Below are 18009 nucleotides of genomic sequence, written 5' to 3'. Positions count from 1 at the left end.
TTTGTCAGTTTGGCCACCAAGTCTGGATGTTTTCTGGGAATGGCCCGGGATAAATCTGAAAAAGTTTTAAGGCGTATTCTGTTGGCATGACAGCGCTGCCATTGGTTAGAAGTTTCAACGATTCTTTCAACGTGCCAATCACTTTTTATGAGTGGCCGGTTACTAATCCCAAAGCCATCGTTCAAATTGCGCACGGGCTTGGCGAACACGCTCGACGCTACGATCACGTCGCCGCTGCATTTAATCGCGCCGGTTTCAGCGTCTACGCCGATGATCACCGCGGCCACGGTGAAACTGGTTTACAGATGATCCAAGCCGGCACCACCAAGAACAAGGGCAACCTTGGCCCCGGCGGTATGACTGCAGTTTTCAAGCAGGTGCATCAGCTTGGCCAACTTATCAAAGATGAAAACCCGAACCTGCCGATTATTTTTATTGGGCACAGTTGGGGGTCAATGATTGGCCAGCGCATCCTAGATCGTTGGCCAAGCGACTATGCCGCGGTGGTTCTAAGCGGATCAACACTCTTGTTACCCGGTGTTTTACCCAGCGGCAATTTCAATAAGAAATATGCTGCGCAGCGAAAGGCAGCTGGGTTGCCAATTAGCGGTGGCGAGTGGTTGAGTCGCGATCTCAAAGTGGGCGAACGTTTCGCAGTTGACCCTAGAAATTTTGTTGAGAGCGCACTCCAGGTCTTTGGGGCAGTGAACGCCGCAAAACTCTATGGAGTACCGAAGCGAACTGTTCCGAACGCTCTACCTATTTTGCTGATTGCCGGCAGCGACGATGTAATCGGTGGTGAAAAAGGAAATTTGAAGCTAGCTAATGCTTTTGCCAAAGCCGGCGTTAAAGACTTAGAGACCATCATTTACCAAGATGGCCGGCACGAACTTTTCAATGAAATCAACCAGGATGAGGTTATCGCCGACGTGATCGATTGGATCAACGAGCGACTCTAGCGGGCTTCGTTTGAACTAAACCACCCGGCGAGGTAGTCGACAGGCTGCCGCGGCTTCTTCGATGGGGATGCCAAGCAGATCGTGCAGTTCTGGGTGGCGCTGCATGTAAAGAACCACATATGAGCAAACTGGGATGACCTTCACCTCGCCCAAATCGCCCGCTCGAATTCCCTCAAAGGTTGCTTTCATTAGGTCGGCAGCATAAGACTTGCCTCGTAGGCTGGGGGTAATTTCGGTGTGCACAAATCGGGCCACGCCATCGTTGAGCTCGTAATCGGCCAGCCCAATCATTTTGTCGTCGAGAAAAATCTCGTAGCGAGATTCAGCAGGGTTGTGGCTCACTCTTGCAGTCATAGACCCATTATGAACCGTGAAAAGGGTTAAAAACGAACCTTGGTTTATCAAACCGTTACCAAAACTGGCTAGTTCACCTTTTGTTAAGGAGTAGTTTGAATCTCACTGGGGGAGTATCCCAAAGCAAGTGCAGCGACATACCCGGCCATTTGGCCCGGGCACTTGGCCACCGCGAGGTGGTGGAGAGACTCAGTCTTCGGTCAACGTAGAGGTTGACAGGTAAGACTGCCAGCCCCGAAGTTCTCCGAAGTGGTTTTCACCAGAAGACCCCCCTATTTCATTAACGGAGGACATAGTGAAGAAATTCGCAATCGCAGCAACGGCGCTGGCTCTAGCAGCCTCAACGCTTACTGCTGTACCAGCAAACGCGGCAGCAGTGCCGGCAAGCAAGGCAGTAGTACTTTCTGAGTGTTCAACTCTCAACCAGGTAGCCAAAGGCAAGGGTGCCGACGGCTCAGATCTCAAATGTTTGACCGCCAAGGTCGGCTCAATGAAGGGCAAGAAGATTTGGCAGTACCCAACCCTGCCGGTGCTTTCTCGCCTTGAGATGATTATTCCAAACAACCTGACTTCAGGTTTTGGTGGTTTTGGTAAGGCTGTGGTTGATGCGCTAAAAGCTGAGGGCCTAGCAAAAACTGAGCCTGTGCTAACTGCTAAGCCTGGCCCTGGTAACACCACCGGTCTTCTATACATGATCAAGGACATGGCAGGCAAGGCTGGCAAGATTGCTGTTACCGGCTTCGCTCAGGTTGGTGGCGCTTACACCGCAAAGGTCGCATACCGCGTTTCAGATGCTAACCCAATCTCGCGAATGATGGCGGAGTACAGCGCCATCGCGGTTAAGGCCGATTCAAAGTACAAGACTCTTGCCGACCTAGTGGCTGACCTCAAGAAGGATGCCAAGGCTATGGCCATTGTTGGTGGAACTGTCGGAGGTGTTGACTACTACCTATCAGCAAACTTCTTCGATGCCCTAGGCCTACCACTTTCTTCGATGAACTACACCGCCAACAACGGTGGACAGGCATCTTCACTTTTGAGTGACGCCAAGTACGCCTTCGGTATCTCGGGTTATGCAGACTTCGCACCTTATGTAGCCTCTGGCGACCTTCGTCTATTGGCTGTATCTGCACCATCCCGACTTCCTGGTGTTGCAACAAAGACCATGAAAGAACAGGGCGTAAACGTTGTTGTTGAAAACTGGCGCGGATTGATTCTGCCTCCTAACACCAGCGCCGCTGGTAAGGCGACAGTTATTCGCGCTCTCGACATCGTTACCAAGTCGAAGTCATTCAAGGACTACCTAGCATCTCAAAAAGCCGTGGGTCGTTTCTTGCCAGGCAACCAGTTCGTTTCTTGGTTGAAGACTGAAGAGAACAAGATCCGCAAGCTCTACTCGGATCTAGGTCTATGACGCAAGAAAAAAGCGAATCGCAAAGGGGGAGCTGGTTTTTACCAGCTTCCTCTTTCTTGCGGGCTTAGTTGTTTTGTGGGATGCTAGCCAACTTCCAGAGCTAGCACTAGCCGATTTCGTTGGAACTCGCATGTTTCCTAGCATCATCGGCTGGCTACTGATTGTCTTTGCTGGCATTCAGGTTTTGTTGGTGCTGCGTGGCGATCGTGGTGAACCCGAGGGCATTGAGGGCGGCGTAGCCGACCAAAAATTGCACCTCAAAAAGTTTTTGTTAGTCGCCGGGGGCCTGTTATTTTTTGCTCTTTTTGTCAGCATTCTTGGCTTTATCGTTTCTGCAACGGTGCTTTTCAGCATGGTTGTATTTGCGTTGAATCCCAAGAAAAGCAAATTGTGGCTCGTGGTTCCAATTGCCTTAGCAGTCTCACTGGTTATCTACTTTGGTTTCACTGAAGGTCTACAAATTTCGCTGCCTTGGGGCTTCGACTTTGACTTCAGTAACGAAGTTGTCGTAGAAGAGGAGTGGTAATGGACCTCGCGCATTTTCTAGAGGGGTTTGCCAACTCGCTAACCATCACCAACCTTGGTTTTGGTCTGCTCGGTTCACTACTTGGAACCCTAGTCGGTGTTCTGCCTGGAATTGGCCCGGCTCTTGCAATTTCGCTATTGCTTCCGGTTACCTTCGGGCTTGAACCGCAAAGCGCACTAATCATGTTCGCCGCTATTTACTATGGCGCCATGTTTGGTGGTTCGACAACCTCGATTCTGCTAAATGCACCTGGAGAATCTGGTTCGGTAATGACTGCCATCGAAGGTAACAAGATGGCGCGTGCCGGTAAAGCTGGCGCCGCTTTGGCTACAGCTGCAATCGGCTCATTTATCGCTGGGGCCATTGGCACCGGCATACTTGCCGTGGCTGCTCCGACAATCGCAGATCTTGGCCTAAAGATGACACCACCAGACTTTTTTGCTCTGATGGTTCTGGCATTTGCCACAGTTAGTTCGCTAATGGGGAAATCGCTCAACCGTGGTTTGGTTGCCTTGAGTGTCGGTCTTGTTATCGGAATGGTTGGAACTGATCCCAACTCCGGTGCATCACGTCTCGCTTTTGGTAATGCCGACGCTATGGAGGGCTTTTCAACAGTTATCGTGATTGTCTCTCTTTTCGCAGTGGCTGAAGCTTTGCACATTGCCCTATCTGGGCACCTCGAGAACGGTTCGCTAAACCGGTTTAGGGGCGCTGCCAAGATGACTCGAGAAGATTGGGCACGGTCTTGGAAGCCTTGGCTTCGTGGCACCGCAATCGGCTTTCCAACCGGTGTTTTGCCTGCCGGTGGCTCAGAGCTACCAACTTTCTTGAGCTACAGCCTTGAGAAGCGTTTGTCAAAAAAGAAAGATGAGTTCGGCAACGGTGCAATTGAAGGCGTTGCTGGCCCTGAAGCGGCTAACAATGCGAATGCTGCTGGAGCTTTGGTTCCATTGCTCGCATTGGGTATCCCAACATCCGGAACAGCCGCCGTCATGTTGGCAGCTTTTGATCAGTTCAGAATTTCAGCCGGACCGATGTTATTCGCCGAACAGCCGGTTCTAATCTGGACGCTAATCGCATCGCTTTTCATTGGAAACTTTTTGCTATTGGTAATCAACTTGCCGCTGATACGAGTTTGGGTTCAGGTACTTCGAATCCCAGCGCCTTATCTTTTCGGCGGCATTCTGGTTTTCGCAATGGTGGGCGCCTATTCGCTCAAGAACTCTACCTTTGACTTGTTAGTTGCCTTGGGCATCGGAATTCTTGGAATGCTTTTGCGTCGCTTCGGCTACCCGGTTACGCCGCTGATTCTTGGGGCAATCTTAGGGCCGATGGCGGAAACCCAATTTAAGCGTTCGATGCAATTGTCTGAGGGTGACCCGGGTATTTTCATTAGCACTCCGTTTACCATCATCACCTATACGCTGATGTTTATTGCCTTGGGCTGGCCACAAATCTGGAAGTTCGCAAAGCGATACATTCTGAAGAAGTAGCCCTAATCAAATGAAGTTAAGAGACGCGAGTAGCAGCCGTTGGCTGCTACTCGTTCTTCTTAACAGCCTCTTTATTCAGGCCGCGATCTATGTGGTTCGACCGATGGTCACCTATCGATTGATTGACTTGGGGGCTGAGTCTGCACTGGTTGGTGTCGTTGGTGCAACGTTCGCCTTGGCACCGTTGATTTTTGCCATCAAACTTGGTCGTTGGGTTGATAAAGGGCGCGATGGCTCGGCGCTATTTGTTGGTGGACTGGTTTCAACCGGAACCTCAGTTGCCCTGCTATTCATTAACTCAATTCCACTCTTAGCGATTGCTATGCCACTGATGGGTATCGGCCACCTGCTCACCATGATTGGTGGGCAAACCATAATCGCCAACCGATCACAGAGCGCCAAATATGAAAAGAACTTTGGGCTGCTAACTTTTTATGCCTCACTCGGTCAGGCGATTGGCCCACTAGTTGGTGGAGCACTGGCCGACCGTGGCGTCTACATCGACACCAATTCAGCCATCCTGTTCGCCTGTTTTTTATTTGTCGCTTCAACCTTGGTGACCATACCTATCGCCTCCAACTCGAAAAAAGGCAAAGAGAAGCAACAGGCTCAAATCTCGGCTGAATCGTTGCGCAAGGTTATGTCGGCGCCAACTTTCAAATCGGCGATATTCGTTTCCGGATCAATCACCGCTGTGGTTGACGTGGTTCTTATCTTTTTGCCGCTCCTTGGCCGGGAGCTGGGATTATCGGCAACCGAAATCGGTATTCTGTTGGCCGTTCGTTCAGTTTCTTCGATGGCAATTCGTTTGGTGCTCGGGCCAGTTACAGGCAAAATCGGCATGCGTGCCGTGATGAATCTTGGTTCGTCAGTCACCATGCTTAGCTGCATCGCGATTGCGCTGGCGACCAATTTTTGGCTGCTTTTCATCATCATGTTGGTTTCTGGCCTTTCAATGGCTATTGGGCAACCGGCAAGCATGGCTTGGGTTTCTCGAATTGCCAGCCCCGAAACCCGCGGACTCGCCATTTCAATTCGCCTAACTTCAAACCGTTTGGGTCAGGTCGTGGTTCCGAGTATCGCCGGTCTGATTGCTGCCACCGGAGTCGGGGCAGTTTTCTATCTGCTAGCCGCTCTACAAGCGGCTTCAATAGTGGTCACCTCACGTGCTTTACCAAAGGGAGAGTAAGCGGCTTGCATTGCCCAGAGGCGAATAGCCCAAGCGACAGCTCAAAGGCCATTAAACTCTGACCATGGTCTCTAACGCGCCGAGCAATCTGCTCATCCATGGAGACAATCTCAAATTTTTGGCAAAATTGCCAGACGAATCAGTTCAGTTGATTTACATCGACCCTCCGTTCAATACCGGTCGAGTGCAAAAGCGCGGTGACCAGGTAACCAGGCGCAGTGAAAGCGGAAACCGAGTTGGTTTCAAAGGTCAGCGCTATGAAACCATCAAAACCACCGTGCTCAGTTACGACGACGAATTTGCCGATTACTGGAGTTTTCTAGAGCCAAGACTGGAGCAAGCCTGGCGCCTGCTTGGCGAAACAGGCACGCTCTATTTGCACCTCGATTATCGCGAGGCGCACTATGCCAAAGTGCTGCTCGATGCGCTTTTCGGCCGTGAGTGTTTTTTGAACGAGATCATTTGGGCTTACGACTACGGGGCCAAAAGTAAGACTCGCTGGCCAGCGAAGCACGACACTATTTTGGTTTATGTCAAGGACCCTAAGGCTTACTTCTTCGACTCGAAGTCGGTTGACCGCGAGCCTTATATGGCGCCCGGATTGGTTACTGAGGCGAAAGCCAAGCTTGGCAAACTACCAACCGATGTTTGGTGGCACACCATTGTTTCGCCAACCGGCAAAGAAAAAACCGGCTATCCGACCCAAAAGCCAAAAGGCATTTTGCGGCGAATAATTCAGGCTTCGTCGAAACCGGGCGATTTAGTGCTCGACTTTTTTGGCGGATCGGGAACTACCGGAGTGGTTGCCGCCGAGTTGGGCCGCAGGTTCATCCTGGTTGATAAAAACCCCGAATCAATTCAGGTGATTACGAAGCGCCTGAGCGACGCCAAGATTGCTTTCGAGCTGCAAGTGCAATCAAACTAAAACTCACCAGCAAAATCAAAGATGCGGTGGCCATGGCCATGCCAAAGTTTTGACCGCCCGGTCTGCTTATCAACTGATACAACACGGTTGGCAAAGTAGCCTGATCGCCAAAGGTTAGCAAGGTGGCCGCCCCGAATTCACCTAGCGAAACAATCATCGTGAATGCGACTGCGGTGATCACCGCCTGCCGCACGATGCCGAGTTCAATCAAGCTAAAGCGCAGCCAGGCCGAAGCGCCATCAAGTTCCGCCGACTCGAGTTGTTGGCGATCAATGCCGATTAGCGCCGGGTAAACAACTCGAATAATTAGCGGGACGGCCATCAGCGCTTGCACCAAAGGTAAAACTAACCAGGATGATCGTAAGGCGATCGGCGGAGTTGAGAATGTGACTAGATAACCCAGACCCAACACCACCGCAGAAACACCGACAGGAAGCAGCAGGGCAAAATCTAGCGACCGGGTTAGCCAGGGGCTGTCAGCCTCGCGACCTGTTCGGCTAAGTAAATACGCAGCTATGAAGCCAATGATTAGTGCCAGCATCGTGGCAACTAAAAGGTTGCGCAGCGAATTGCCCGCGGCTGCAACAACGCTGATGTTCAGTAACTGGCGCTCGCCGCGACCGAGCAGGTTGATGAAATTTTGCAGGCTCACCGAACCGTCAACGAGAAAGGCTCGACCTACCAAACCCAGCATGGGCACCAAAATTAAGGCAATGGCCACTATTGCGGTTGGCCAGGTAGCGGCCCAGTCTCGGCTGGTTATTTTCGGTCGCTGCTGATCTGCATCGATGCTTTCTAGTGATACTTGACCGCTGCCAAATCGAGTACTGACCAAAAAAGCGATTAGTGAAATCACGGTCTGAAGCAGAGCCAGAGTTGCCGCTTTTTCCAAATCTAAAAACTGCAGCGCAGCGGTAGCAATCTCGGTTTCGATTGAGTGCACCAGCCCGTCACCCAGAACCAAAACGATTCCGAAACTGGTGGTGCAGTAAAGAAAAACAAGCGCTGCTACCGAAAAAATTGCGGTTCGCAATTGCGGTAGAGAAATTTGCAGCAGCACCCTAAATCGGCCTGCACCGTCAAGTTCAGCGGCATTTTCGATGTCCTGTTCAACGCTGCTCCAAGCCGAGCCGATAGCTCGAAGTGCTAGCGAAAAGTTGAAGAAAATATGGGCTGCAACAATCCAGTAATGCGGATTTTCGTAGAACCATCCAAAACCCAGCTGCTGATAAACCTGATGAAATTCGCGGTGACTGGCAAACATGATGGCAACCACGATGCTTGGTAGCACCATGGGCAAAGTGAGCAAGGCCAACCAGAATTTTTGCCCGGCAAAACTGCGCCGATAAAAAATTAGCGCTGCCGGAATAGCCAATGCGATGCTGATCGCGGTCGATAACGCAGCCTGCCAAACAGTGAACCAGGCCGCTGCCAGAGTTTTTGGTTCGGCCAGGACCGACCACATTTCACCGCCGGTACCTAGTGAAACCAGTCTGACTGCAGGCCAATAAAAAAACACCGCAACGAAGCACAGCGGCACTGCCCAGAGTGCGACCCGGGGCAGCCGTAAACGGTTAGTTAGCCAAAGATTTCTGACCACTGGGCCAGCCACTTTTCACGATTAGCTGCAATATCAAGTTCGCCGCCTACCGGGTTCGGGGCAACAGTTGCCCACTTGGCCCAATCGGTCGGCAAAGCAACGCCCATCACGGCAGGGTAGACATACATGGTTTCAGGCAGGGTTTCTTGAAACTCGACACTCTGCATAAATTTGATGAACTGCCAAGCGCCAGCTTTATTTTTTGTACCTTTCAAAATTGCCGCTGATTCATACTGTCTGAAGCAACCGTCAAGAATTGAGGCACTGCCCGACTCACCGTTTTCGCGAATTTCAAAAGCTGGCGAAGATGAGTAACTCAACACGATTGGATAATTTCCAGCACCACTCGAACCAGAAAAATCTGTGAAGTAGGCATCTTCCCAACCGCCTGAAACTTTAACCCCGTTTGCTTTCATCTGCTGCCACCAGGTTTGTGATCCCGACTCACCAAACTTTGAAATTGTTGCCGCCAGCAAAGCCAAACCCGGAGATGAAGTGTTCGGATTTGTCACCACTGTGAGCCCACGGTACTGGGGTTGGACCAACTGATCGATTGAACTTGGTGGTGTGATGGAACGTTCGGCAAACCAGGCTTTGTCATAGTTGAAGCAAACATCGCCAAAGTTAATTTCATGCAGCGGCGAATCGGTCTCGAAGCCGTAATCGTCAAAAATTCCGGCACCTACCGCTAACGATTCAAAGGTGTTGTCCACTCCGTAGACTAGGTCGCCGATTGGCTCATCCTTGGTGAGAATGAGTTTGTTAACCATCGAACCGGTGTCGCCGGCTTTTAGCTGAGTTACTGTGATGCCGGTGTCGGCTTTAAATTTGGCCAGCAATTCCTCGCTGAAAACCGCAGAATCGTGGGTGACCACCACAAGTTCTTTACCGGCCCGGTTGAAAACCCCACCACCAAAATTGGCCAGCGCAATAGTAAGTGAAACCGCAATCGCCAAACCGGCCGCGATACCTAAAATAAGTTTCTTTCGCACTTTCGTGCCCTCCTGATGCAATCAAATGGGCACGGGTTAGAGAATCTCCCTGCGCTGGCATTACCCAGATCAGGTTGACGGTCGAAAACTACTTAGTTTTCCTCTCAGCCCGGTTTACCGAGCTCCCGTGTAATAAAAGCATAAAGCGAAACCCCCGCCGAAGCGAGGGTCTCATCTCTTGTAGCTGAGGAAGCAAGCAGTAAAATCCGCCGAGTTCGGTTTTTAGTGCATCGCGGCAGCGGCATTTGATTCGGCCTGCTGCTGCATTCCAGATTTCGAACTGAGCTCAAGTTCTGGCAAGAAGAACGAGAGAGCAAAAGCAATAGCCGAAATAACGGCTGCAATGCCAAACACCAAAACTGCCGATTCGGTAAAGGCCACCAAAATTGGTTGAGCAATCTCGGGTGAAATTACCTGAAGGAATGAAGAATCGGTGTTCACCAATTCGCCCAAACCTTCTGGGCCAGCCTGAGCCAAAATAGCGTTTCGAGGGTCGGCCATTAATTCAGGGTTTGCCGTGATCACGGTCTTGATCTGCTCACCGATTTGGGCACCCTTGTCAGCAAGTGCGCTGAAAAGCACCGACATAAATACTGCTACACCAGCAGTTCCACCCATCTGCCTGAAGAAGGTCTGTGATGAGGTAGCCACACCGATATCTTTTGGTTGAACTGAAGCCTGCGTGGCTAGCATCAAAGTCTGCATCAACTGACCTAGACCCAAACCGAGGATCACCATGCCGATTGAAATTTGCCAGATTTGCCAATCGGCTTTCATCTGAGACAGATAGGCATATGCAATCGTCATCAGGGCGGTGCCGATAATTACAAAAATCTTGTATTTTCCGGTTCGACTGGTGATCTGCCCAGAAGTCACAGTTGCAGTCATGATTCCAGCAACCATCGGCAACATCAAGAAGCCCGCCTCAGTTGGCGTTGCACCCTGAACAATCTGAAGTATGAGCGGCAGGGTGAGCATGCCACCGAACATGCCAACACCGATAACGATGCCCACGATGATGCTCATGCTGAATGCTTTGCTGCTAAATAGTTTGAGCGGTAACAGCGCTGCATCACCCATTCGTCGTTCGATTGATATGAACGAGGCGATTCCAACGATGGCAAGCGCCAACATCGAGAGCGCCAAAGGTGATGCCCACCCCCACTCTCGACCCTGTTCTGCCAAAAGCAGCAACGGAACAACACCGACGATGATTGTCACCGCACCCCACCAGTCGATTCGAGCTTTCACCGGGGTGTGAGGCACGTGCAGAAATGCGACAACTGCGAGCAGTGCCAAAATGCCAATCGGGAGATTGATAAGGAACACCCAGCGCCAGCCGTCGATGAACAAAAGTTGATCGATACCGGCAAACAAGCCTCCCACGAGCGGGCCAACTACCGAAGATGTTCCGAACACGGCCAAAAACATGCCCTGATAGCGAGCACGTTCACGAGGTGGAACGATGTCGGCCAAGATTGTCAAAGCAAGCGAGAACAAACCGCCGGCACCCAAACCTTGAATTGCACGCCAGGCGGCAAGTTCAAACATGCTTGCCGCGAAACCGGCGCCAACCGATCCAGCGATAAAGATTGCAATGGCCGAGATAAATAGCACCCGGCGACCAAAGATGTCACCGAGCTTGCCGTAAATAGGTGTGGTGACGGTTGATGTGATGAGGTAGGCAGTGGTGGCCCAAGCCTGCAACTCAAGACCTTTAAGGTCGTCGGCTATGGTGCGCATTGCACTGCCAACCACGCTTTGGTCAAGTGCCGATAGGAACATTCCGGCCATTAGGCCAACTAAAACTAGTTTGATTTGGGCCGGGGTCATAACTCCGGTTTTGGCAGACTCAGCTGCTGCCGCTTTGCGTTTTTCACGCGACATAAGAGCTCTCTTTGATTTTGAAAGTTAGGCTGTAATTCGTGTATCAGCCTAAACCCTTAAATTGGAAAGTCTTTCTAACTATTCCAGCGGTTTTTGTGCTGCTTTTTGTTTCAAATTCTGCAAGTGCAGTTGATGCGACCCCTTCAGCCTCACCCAGTGCTAGCCCGAGCGTTGGGGTAAGCCCGTCGGCTTCACCATCACCATCAAACTCGCCCAACCCATCGACATCGGCAAGCCCCCAGCCTCTTCCTACCACCCCATCAATACCGGGACGCGGATTAGACCTTTCCACTCCCTCATCGGTGACCTTGCTGGTGAACAAACAAACCCCACTCACCATCATTGATTGGCTCGATAACCCAGCCGATCGTGCGACTTGGCTACGCAATATTCCCGGGGGTCGAATGCATAAAGCGGCTGCTCCAAACTTCATCAAATTAGCCAAGGCTATGAAAGCTGCCGGCGCCGGCACCTTGCTGGTGAACAGTAGTTTCCGCGCCTACTCAACTCAGGTTTTTATTCATCGCAATCAAGTTGCCCGACTTGGGTTAGTTGCGGGTGAGGCGCTCGCCGCTCGTCCGGGTTATTCAGAACATCAGACTGGACTGGCGGTCGACGTTAGTGCGGCTGGCCAAGGTTGCGTAATTCAAATCTGCTTTGCCAATACCAAAGCCGGCAAATGGCTCGCGGCAAACGCTTGGCAGTACGGCTTCATCATTAGATACCCAAAGGGGCAGACCGACTATACCGGTTACCAATTTGAGCCTTGGCATCTGCGCTATGTTGGCGTACAAATTGCCGCCGAGATGAAAAACTTGCGGGTAGCGGTTTATGAACGCTACCTAAGGTTGCCAGCTGCGCCTACGTACTAGGCTCGGCCACGCCGCACTAAGTTCGCTGTCGCCGAAGTAGGCCGGGGTCAACGTGACCGACTTTAGTGTGCAGTGAGCCGTCGTCTAACCAAGCACCGAATCAACAAGGTCTTTCGCCTCGGCCTGAACTTGTCGAAGGTGAGCGTCGCCCCTAAACGATTCGCCGTAAATTTTGTAGACGTTTTCGGTGCCCGAAGGTCTCGCGGCAAACCACGCATTTTCGGTCTCCACTTTCAAACCGCCGAGTGCGGCTCCGTTGCCCGGGGCATGAGTAAGAATCGCGGTGATTTTTTCACCCGCTAATTCGCTGGCGTTCACAGCATCGGCTGCTAGTTTTGCCAACTTCGCCTTCTGCTCTAGGGTTGCGGCCGCATCAATACGCTCGTAAGCCGGCGCACCATATTTCTCGGTGAGGTCAACATAGTGCTGGCTTGGGGTTTTTCCGGTGACAGCGGTAATTTCAGAGGCGAGCAGTGCCAAAATCAAACCATCTTTGTCGGTCGACCAGGCATTGCCATCCATTCGCAAGAATGATGCCCCGGCGGATTCTTCACCGCCGAAACCAACCGAGCCATCGATGAGCCCAGGCACAAACCACTTGAATCCAACCGGAACCTCGATCAGTTTGCGATTCAGATCTTTCACAACGCGGTTGATGATTGATGAAGAGACCATGGTTTTTCCAACAGCTGCGTCAGGCGACCAGTTTGGGCGGTGACGGAAGAGGTAGTCAATTGAAACTGCCAAGAAATGGTTTGGGTTCATCAAACCGCCATCACGAGTGACAATTCCGTGGCGATCGGCATCGGCATCATTGCCGGTCGATATGTCGTAGCGGTTGCGACCCTCGATTAGCGAGGCCATCGAGTATGGGCTCGAGCAGTCCATACGAATTTTTTCATCCCAGTCGAGAGTCATGAAACCAAACTGAAAATCGACCTCGGGGTTTACCACGGTGAGTTGCAGGGCATAGCGCTCAGCTATTGCACCCCAGTAGTCAACCGAGGCGCCACCCATCGGGTCGGCACCGATGGTAACTCCGGCATCGCGAATCGCATCCAAGTTCAACACCTCGGCCAATTGCGAAACATAGTTATCGCGGAAGTGGAATTTTGTGGTTGCTGGCTTTGCCCTTCGCACCTCGGTTGAGCTGTTCAAAATTATTTGGTTAGCACGTTCGGCAATCCAGTTGGTGGCATCAGAATCTGCCGGGCCACCGTGTGGTGGGTTGTATTTGATTCCACCATCGGTTGGTGGGTTGTGGCTCGGGGTAATCACCAGACCGTCGGCCAAATGCGAATCGCCTACTGGCTTGCCTGCATTGTGATTGATGATTGCTACCGAGACGGCGGGAGTTGGCACATAACGGTCTTCAGCATCGACCATCGCAATGATGTTGTTGCCGGCAAGAACCTCGAGCACGGTTTGTTCGGCCGGCCCCGAAAGCGCATGCGTATCTTTACCCACATAGATTGGCCCGTGAATATTTTGCGTCGCACGGTATTCCACAACCGCTTGAGTGATAGCCGCAATATGCACTTCGTTAAAACTGCCATTTAAAGCGGTGCCGCGGTGCCCCGAAGTACCAAAGGTAACTTTTTGCTCGGCGACGGTCACATCCGGCGTAATTTCGAAATAGGCGGCCAACAACTTGTCGATGTTTACCAAATCAGATTGTTGGGCTTTTTGGCCTGCGCGCTCACTCATAAACCCATTTTGGTCGTTAACCTTTACTTATGTCACCTCGAGCGAGTAACACTTCAGCAAAGAAGACCTATTCATACCTGGGCCCAGAAGGTACCTTCACCGAACTTGCCCTTGCTCAGGTCGCTGAAGCTAAGGGAGCAAACCACCGTTCGGTAGCCCACGTGCAAGAGGCAATCGACGATGTGATTTCTGGGCGAGCTTTTCGCGCGATTATCCCGGTTGAAAATTCGGTTGAGGGTGGAGTTTCAGCCACCGCTGATGCTTTAGCAATTACAGAAAATGTTCGAATCTACGGCGAATATTTAGTGCCGGTAACTTTCGACCTGGTTGCCCGCCCGGGCACCGTGCTCAAAGATGTTCGCACAGTCTCGACGCATCCGGTTGCTTACGCTCAAACGAGAGCCTGGCTAAGCGCTAACCTCAGCCAGCACGCACATCTGCCGGCTACATCAACCGCGGCCGCTGCTGCTGCCTTGCTGGACAATGATTTTGCCGATGCTGCGGTAGCTGCCCCCACCATCGTCAAGCATTATGGGCTTAAAACTCTGGCTCGAAATATCGGCGAGAACAAGAACGCTCAAACTCGCTTCATTCAAATCGGTTTGGCTGGGCCAATGCCTGAGCCAACCGGAAGAGATAAGACCTCGGTAATTGTTGAATTGCCTACTGATCGCCCTGGTGCATTGCTTGAAATGCTCGAGCAGTTTGCCGCCCGCGGTGTCAACCTTTCGCGAATTGAGTCGCGCCCGATTGGTGATCGCCTCGGTCGCTACCGTTTCAACATCGATGCCCAGGGTCACATCGCTGATTCAGCAGTTTCTGAGGCGTTGATGGGTCTGCATCGTTTCAGCCCCAAGGTATTGTTCTTGGGTTCATACCCTCGAGCTGACAAACAAAAATCAGTGCACGAGGGTAATAACTCAAATGTCGAGTTCGCCGACGCAGCCTCCTGGCTGAAGCAGCTGAAGGCCGGCAAATAGCACCTAACTGCGGATGACGACCGCCCGCGGAACTACCTCGAATTCAACTTCACTGATCTCTCCAAAAGGATCGCCGTCGAGTTGCATGTAAATCGGTGATTCGGGGGTAACCCTAATTTTTGCGCCGCGCATGTTTTCTAAAGTCTTCACATTTGCGGTGGCATCTAGCAGTTGCCGGCCAACACGATTTGGTCGCACATACTTATTGGCAAAACCCACGCGCGACCAAAAGTCGACCCACTCCCACGCGCGTCGCGGGGCGATAGCCGCTACGTCGAGCCGACCATCGTCAAGTGAAGCATCGGGCATTAGCCCAAGGTTGCCGGGCAACCAACCGGCATTGCCCACCAGCAGCGTTAGCACTCGCAGCGTTTTTGGCTCGTTGGCATCGCATCTGATTCGCAATTTTGCGTACTGCAATGGCAGCGACTTGAATCCACCTTCGATGTAGGCGACCCAACCGTATTTTCGTTTTTTTGCGGTGTCGGTGCGCTGCATAATTTTGGCGTCTAAACCCACTCCGGCCATCACGGCAAAAAGCATTTCGGTTCTGACCCCATCAGCTCCGATGATGCGGGCGAGGCCCATATCCATCGGGTGTCGATTGCCTAAAAGACCCCGTCGCACCGCGGTCGCCAGATCATTCAGTTCGAGCCTAAGGTTGCGCGCCAACACGTTACCGGTGCCGCTGGGCAAAATTCCGACTGTGACTTTTTCTGCCGAACCCGAATTAGCCACGGCCTCGAGCACCTCACGAACTGTGCCGTCACCACCGGCTACCAAAATGTGTGTGACGTTTTGCGCAATTGCTCGCTGGGCTTGAACCCCGCCATGTTCTTGGGGAGTAGTTCGAAACCAGAGCGTTGGTTCCCATCCAGCCGGCAACAGATTTGCGTGAATCAGGCCCATCAATCGTCTTCGATCGATGCGACCCGGATAATAAATAACCGCCGCACGCTTGTTGGCCATACCCTTCAGCGTAATTCGAAAAGGTAGGCTTAAGCGCGTGATTGACCTAAATCTGCTTAGAGAAAACCCGGATGCCATCAAGGCGTCACAGCGCGCCCGTTTGGCCGACGAAACATTGGTCGACCAGGCAGTTGCTGCCGACAATGCATGGCGCAAGGCGCTGCAAGATTTTGAGGCGTTGCGAGCCGAGCAGAATGCGTTCGGAAAATTAGTTGCCGCAGCACCAAAAGAAGAGAAGCAGGCTCTAGTTACCCAAGCACAAGAGTTAGCGGCCAAGGTAAAAGCAGCCGACGCTGCTGCCAACGATGCTTCAGCTGTACTCGATGCCATCCTTTGGAAAATTGAAAACGTCGTTATCGAGGGTGTGCCAACCGGGGGTGAAGACGACTATGTAGTTGTCAAAGAAGTTGGTTCTAAACCCAAATTCGATTTTGAGGCTCGCGATCACGTTGCTCTAGGTGAGCTACTCGACATCATCGACATAGAGCGCGGCGCCAAAATCTCTGGTTCCCGTTTCTACTTTTTGAAAGGCTGGGGCGCCCGTCTCGAGTTGGCCTTGATGAACATGGCCCTCGATTACGCCACCAAGCACAACTTCACGGCGTTGATCACCCCAACTCTGGTTCGCCCAGAGGTTATGGCCGGCACCGGTTTCTTAGGCGCTCACGCCGATGAGATTTACTACCTGCCAGCCGATGAACTGTATTTGACCGGCACCTCAGAGGTTGCCCTAGCCGGCTACCACCGCGATGAAATCATCGACCTATCGAATGGGCCATTGCGTTACGCCGGATGGAGCACCTGCTATCGACGCGAGGCTGGCAGCCATGGAAAAGACACCCGAGGTATTTTGCGCGTGCACCAGTTCAATAAGCTCGAAATGTTTAGCTACATTGATCCGGCCGATTCTGAAGCAGAGCACGAGAAGCTGTTGAGTTTTCAAGAGGCCATGTTGCAGGCTTGCGAACTGCCTTACCGGGTGATCGATACCGCTGCCGGTGATTTGGGTTCCAGCGCTGCTCGCAAATTTGATGCTGAGGCCTGGGTGCCAACCCAGGGAACCTATCGCGAACTAACTTCGACCTCGAACTGCACGACATTCCAGGGTCGTCGCCTAAACGTTCGTTATCGCAAAGCCGATGGCAAAACCGGTGTTGCTGCAACCCTAAACGGAACTTTGGCGACCACCCGCTGGTTGGTGGCCATCCTGGAAAATCATCAGCAGGCAGATGGTTCGGTTCGCATTCCAGAGGCGTTGCGACCTTACCTTGGCGGCGCAGAGGTAATCAATGCCCCTAGCCGCTGACGATCGCTGGCTGATTGCCATCGATATCGATGGCACGCTGGTGCACGACAACGGCTATTTGGCTCCGCGCGTGGTCAGTGAAGTTCAACGAATTCGATCGCTTGGCCACGAGGTGATCATTGCCACCGGTCGCAGTGCAGCGAATGCTTTTCCGGTGGTGCGTGAAGTAGGTATCAACCAGGGGTTTGCCGTTTGCTCTAACGGCGCTGTAACTATCGAGTTGGCCGATCATCACGAACGAGGATTTAAACCGCACGAGGTAATTACTTTCGACCCAACCGAAATTCTCGATCAACTCATCGAGCATCTTCCCGACGCGCATTTTGCCGTTGAAGATGTTGATGGCTCGTATCGTTTTCACCGACCTTTTCCCGAATACGCACTTGGCGATATCAATAACGAAACCGACTTGCACGACCTAAAAAGTCATCCGGTTTCTCGCGTTGTGGTCTTGTCGCCTGGTCACGATGTTGAATCTTTTAGCGATGTCATCAGTCGAGTTGGGTTGCAGTCGGTTTCATATGCAATCGGCTATACCGCCTGGCTCGACATTGCCCCTAAGGGTGTTACTAAAGCTTCGGGTCTCGAGAAGCAAAGGCAGCAACTTGGCATCCGGGCCGATCAAGTTATTGTCATGGGTGATGGACATAACGACATCCCAATGTTTGATTGGGCTCGCGAGCGCGGCGGTTTGGCTTTTGCCATGGGGCAAGCGCCCGAGGCGGTCAAACTGGCGGCAACCGCAATTACCTCGTCGGTCGAAGATGAGGGAGTAGCTAATGTGCTGGCCGATTTCGAGGGCATTTTGTTCTCGCGCGGCTAGCCACTAAACTCTT

General features: G+C 52.1%; 17 protein-coding genes and 1 riboswitch. Of the genes, 10 read left to right on the top strand and 7 right to left on the bottom strand.

Going from position 1 to position 18009, the window contains the following annotated elements:
- The first annotated feature begins 86 nt into the window (after positions 1 to 86).
- Entirely contained in the window at positions 87 to 959 is an 873-nt protein-coding gene (locus tag A4Z71_RS06650) for an alpha/beta fold hydrolase (RefSeq protein WP_070955108.1), read from the top strand.
- Positions 960 to 974: 15 nt separating this feature from the next.
- Here A4Z71_RS06650 and A4Z71_RS06645 read toward each other — a convergent pair whose 3' ends face one another.
- Positions 975 to 1313: a GNAT family N-acetyltransferase gene (locus tag A4Z71_RS06645; RefSeq protein WP_070955107.1), complete on the bottom strand. Its 339-nt coding sequence runs from the start codon at positions 1311 to 1313 to the stop codon at positions 975 to 977.
- A gap of 295 nt (positions 1314 to 1608) precedes the next feature.
- Between A4Z71_RS06645 and A4Z71_RS06640 the strand changes: the two genes are divergently transcribed.
- The 5 genes from A4Z71_RS06640 to A4Z71_RS06620 all read left to right on the top strand — a co-directional run bounded on the left by A4Z71_RS06640 (position 1609) and on the right by A4Z71_RS06620 (position 6860).
- Entirely contained in the window at positions 1609 to 2727 is a 1119-nt protein-coding gene (locus tag A4Z71_RS06640) for a Bug family tripartite tricarboxylate transporter substrate binding protein (RefSeq protein ID WP_070955106.1), read from the top strand.
- Between the two features lie 16 nt (positions 2728 to 2743).
- Positions 2744 to 3253, top strand: a complete 510-nt coding sequence (locus A4Z71_RS06635) for a tripartite tricarboxylate transporter TctB family protein (protein WP_084028460.1) — start codon at positions 2744 to 2746, stop codon at positions 3251 to 3253.
- The gene (locus tag A4Z71_RS06630) at positions 3253 to 4746 is read left to right on the top strand and encodes a tripartite tricarboxylate transporter permease (RefSeq protein WP_070955295.1); all 1494 of its coding nucleotides are present in this window, start codon (positions 3253 to 3255) and stop codon (positions 4744 to 4746) included. The genes A4Z71_RS06635 and A4Z71_RS06630 overlap by 1 nt, the downstream gene beginning before the upstream one ends.
- Before the next feature lie 10 nt (positions 4747 to 4756).
- Positions 4757 to 5935, top strand: coding sequence for an MFS transporter (locus tag A4Z71_RS06625; RefSeq protein ID WP_084028459.1), 1179 nt, complete (start codon positions 4757 to 4759; stop codon positions 5933 to 5935).
- A 64-nt stretch (positions 5936 to 5999) separates the two neighbouring features.
- On the top strand, positions 6000 to 6860 hold the full coding sequence (locus tag A4Z71_RS06620) for a DNA-methyltransferase (RefSeq protein WP_070955103.1): 861 nt from the start codon (positions 6000 to 6002) through the stop codon (positions 6858 to 6860).
- On the opposite strand, the gene A4Z71_RS06615 is transcribed toward A4Z71_RS06620, so the two are convergent.
- The 4 genes from A4Z71_RS06615 to A4Z71_RS06600 form a co-directional block, all read right to left on the bottom strand.
- Entirely contained in the window at positions 6802 to 8472 is a 1671-nt protein-coding gene (locus tag A4Z71_RS06615) for an ABC transporter permease (RefSeq protein WP_145943933.1), read from the bottom strand. The two genes, A4Z71_RS06620 and A4Z71_RS06615, sit on opposite strands and share 59 nt — an antisense overlap.
- Entirely contained in the window at positions 8439 to 9452 is a 1014-nt protein-coding gene (locus A4Z71_RS06610) for a thiamine ABC transporter substrate-binding protein (RefSeq protein ID WP_070955101.1), read from the bottom strand. Before A4Z71_RS06610 ends, A4Z71_RS06615 begins: the two co-directional genes overlap by 34 nt.
- A gap of 28 nt (positions 9453 to 9480) precedes the next feature.
- Positions 9481 to 9591, bottom strand: a riboswitch (TPP riboswitch).
- An 83-nt stretch (positions 9592 to 9674) separates the two neighbouring features.
- The gene (locus A4Z71_RS06605; RefSeq protein ID WP_070955100.1) at positions 9675 to 11339 is read right to left on the bottom strand and encodes an MDR family MFS transporter; all 1665 of its coding nucleotides are present in this window, start codon (positions 11337 to 11339) and stop codon (positions 9675 to 9677) included.
- Between the two features lie 43 nt (positions 11340 to 11382).
- The gene (locus tag A4Z71_RS06600; RefSeq protein ID WP_145943931.1) at positions 11383 to 11661 is read right to left on the bottom strand and encodes a hypothetical protein; all 279 of its coding nucleotides are present in this window, start codon (positions 11659 to 11661) and stop codon (positions 11383 to 11385) included.
- Here A4Z71_RS06600 and A4Z71_RS06595 point away from each other — a divergent pair.
- Positions 11654 to 12211 carry a M15 family metallopeptidase gene (locus tag A4Z71_RS06595; RefSeq protein WP_070955098.1) on the top strand — a complete coding sequence of 186 codons (558 nt, stop codon included), beginning with the start codon at positions 11654 to 11656 and terminating at the stop codon, positions 12209 to 12211. The two genes, A4Z71_RS06600 and A4Z71_RS06595, sit on opposite strands and share 8 nt — an antisense overlap.
- Positions 12212 to 12295: 84 nt before the next feature.
- On the opposite strand, the gene pgm is transcribed toward A4Z71_RS06595, so the two are convergent.
- Entirely contained in the window at positions 12296 to 13918 is a 1623-nt protein-coding gene (gene pgm, locus A4Z71_RS06590) for a phosphoglucomutase (alpha-D-glucose-1,6-bisphosphate-dependent) (protein WP_070955097.1), read from the bottom strand.
- A gap of 29 nt (positions 13919 to 13947) precedes the next feature.
- Between pgm and pheA the strand changes: the two genes are divergently transcribed.
- On the top strand, positions 13948 to 14898 hold the full coding sequence (pheA, locus tag A4Z71_RS06585; RefSeq protein WP_070955096.1) for a prephenate dehydratase: 951 nt from the start codon (positions 13948 to 13950) through the stop codon (positions 14896 to 14898).
- A 3-nt stretch (positions 14899 to 14901) separates the two neighbouring features.
- Here pheA and A4Z71_RS06580 read toward each other — a convergent pair whose 3' ends face one another.
- Positions 14902 to 15867: a diacylglycerol/lipid kinase family protein gene (locus A4Z71_RS06580; RefSeq protein WP_070955095.1), complete on the bottom strand. Its 966-nt coding sequence runs from the start codon at positions 15865 to 15867 to the stop codon at positions 14902 to 14904.
- A gap of 37 nt (positions 15868 to 15904) precedes the next feature.
- Between A4Z71_RS06580 and serS the strand changes: the two genes are divergently transcribed.
- Together serS and A4Z71_RS06570 are read left to right on the top strand one after the other, a co-directional pair.
- Positions 15905 to 17173 carry a serine--tRNA ligase gene (gene serS / locus A4Z71_RS06575; RefSeq protein WP_070955094.1) on the top strand — a complete coding sequence of 423 codons (1269 nt, stop codon included), beginning with the start codon at positions 15905 to 15907 and terminating at the stop codon, positions 17171 to 17173.
- Positions 17157 to 17996, top strand: coding sequence for a Cof-type HAD-IIB family hydrolase (locus tag A4Z71_RS06570; protein WP_070955093.1), 840 nt, complete (start codon positions 17157 to 17159; stop codon positions 17994 to 17996). Before serS ends, A4Z71_RS06570 begins: the two co-directional genes overlap by 17 nt.
- Positions 17997 to 18009: the final 13 nt, after the last annotated feature.

Source organism: Candidatus Rhodoluna planktonica (genome assembly GCF_001854225.1).
In the GTDB taxonomy this organism is placed as follows: Bacteria; Actinomycetota; Actinomycetes; order Actinomycetales; family Microbacteriaceae; genus Rhodoluna; species Rhodoluna planktonica.
Note: the sequence above shows the minus strand (reverse complement) of the source record. Positions and strands in the feature narration are given on the sequence as shown.

Coding starts and splice junctions, on each gene's coding strand:
- pgm (WP_070955097.1), bottom strand. CDS start 13,918: ATGAGTGAGCGCGCAGGCCAAAAAGCCCAACAATCTGATTTGGTAAAC.
- A4Z71_RS06570 (WP_070955093.1), top strand. CDS start 17,157: ATGCCCCTAGCCGCTGACGATCGCTGGCTGATTGCCATCGATATCGAT.
- A4Z71_RS06650 (WP_070955108.1), top strand. CDS start 87: ATGACAGCGCTGCCATTGGTTAGAAGTTTCAACGATTCTTTCAACGTG.
- A4Z71_RS06605 (WP_070955100.1), bottom strand. CDS start 11,339: ATGTCGCGTGAAAAACGCAAAGCGGCAGCAGCTGAGTCTGCCAAAACC.
- A4Z71_RS06630 (WP_070955295.1), top strand. CDS start 3,253: ATGGACCTCGCGCATTTTCTAGAGGGGTTTGCCAACTCGCTAACCATC.
- A4Z71_RS06625 (WP_084028459.1), top strand. CDS start 4,757: ATGAAGTTAAGAGACGCGAGTAGCAGCCGTTGGCTGCTACTCGTTCTT.
- A4Z71_RS06645 (WP_070955107.1), bottom strand. CDS start 1,313: ATGACTGCAAGAGTGAGCCACAACCCTGCTGAATCTCGCTACGAGATT.
- A4Z71_RS06620 (WP_070955103.1), top strand. CDS start 6,000: ATGGTCTCTAACGCGCCGAGCAATCTGCTCATCCATGGAGACAATCTC.
- A4Z71_RS06580 (WP_070955095.1), bottom strand. CDS start 15,867: ATGGCCAACAAGCGTGCGGCGGTTATTTATTATCCGGGTCGCATCGAT.
- pheA (WP_070955096.1), top strand. CDS start 13,948: ATGTCACCTCGAGCGAGTAACACTTCAGCAAAGAAGACCTATTCATAC.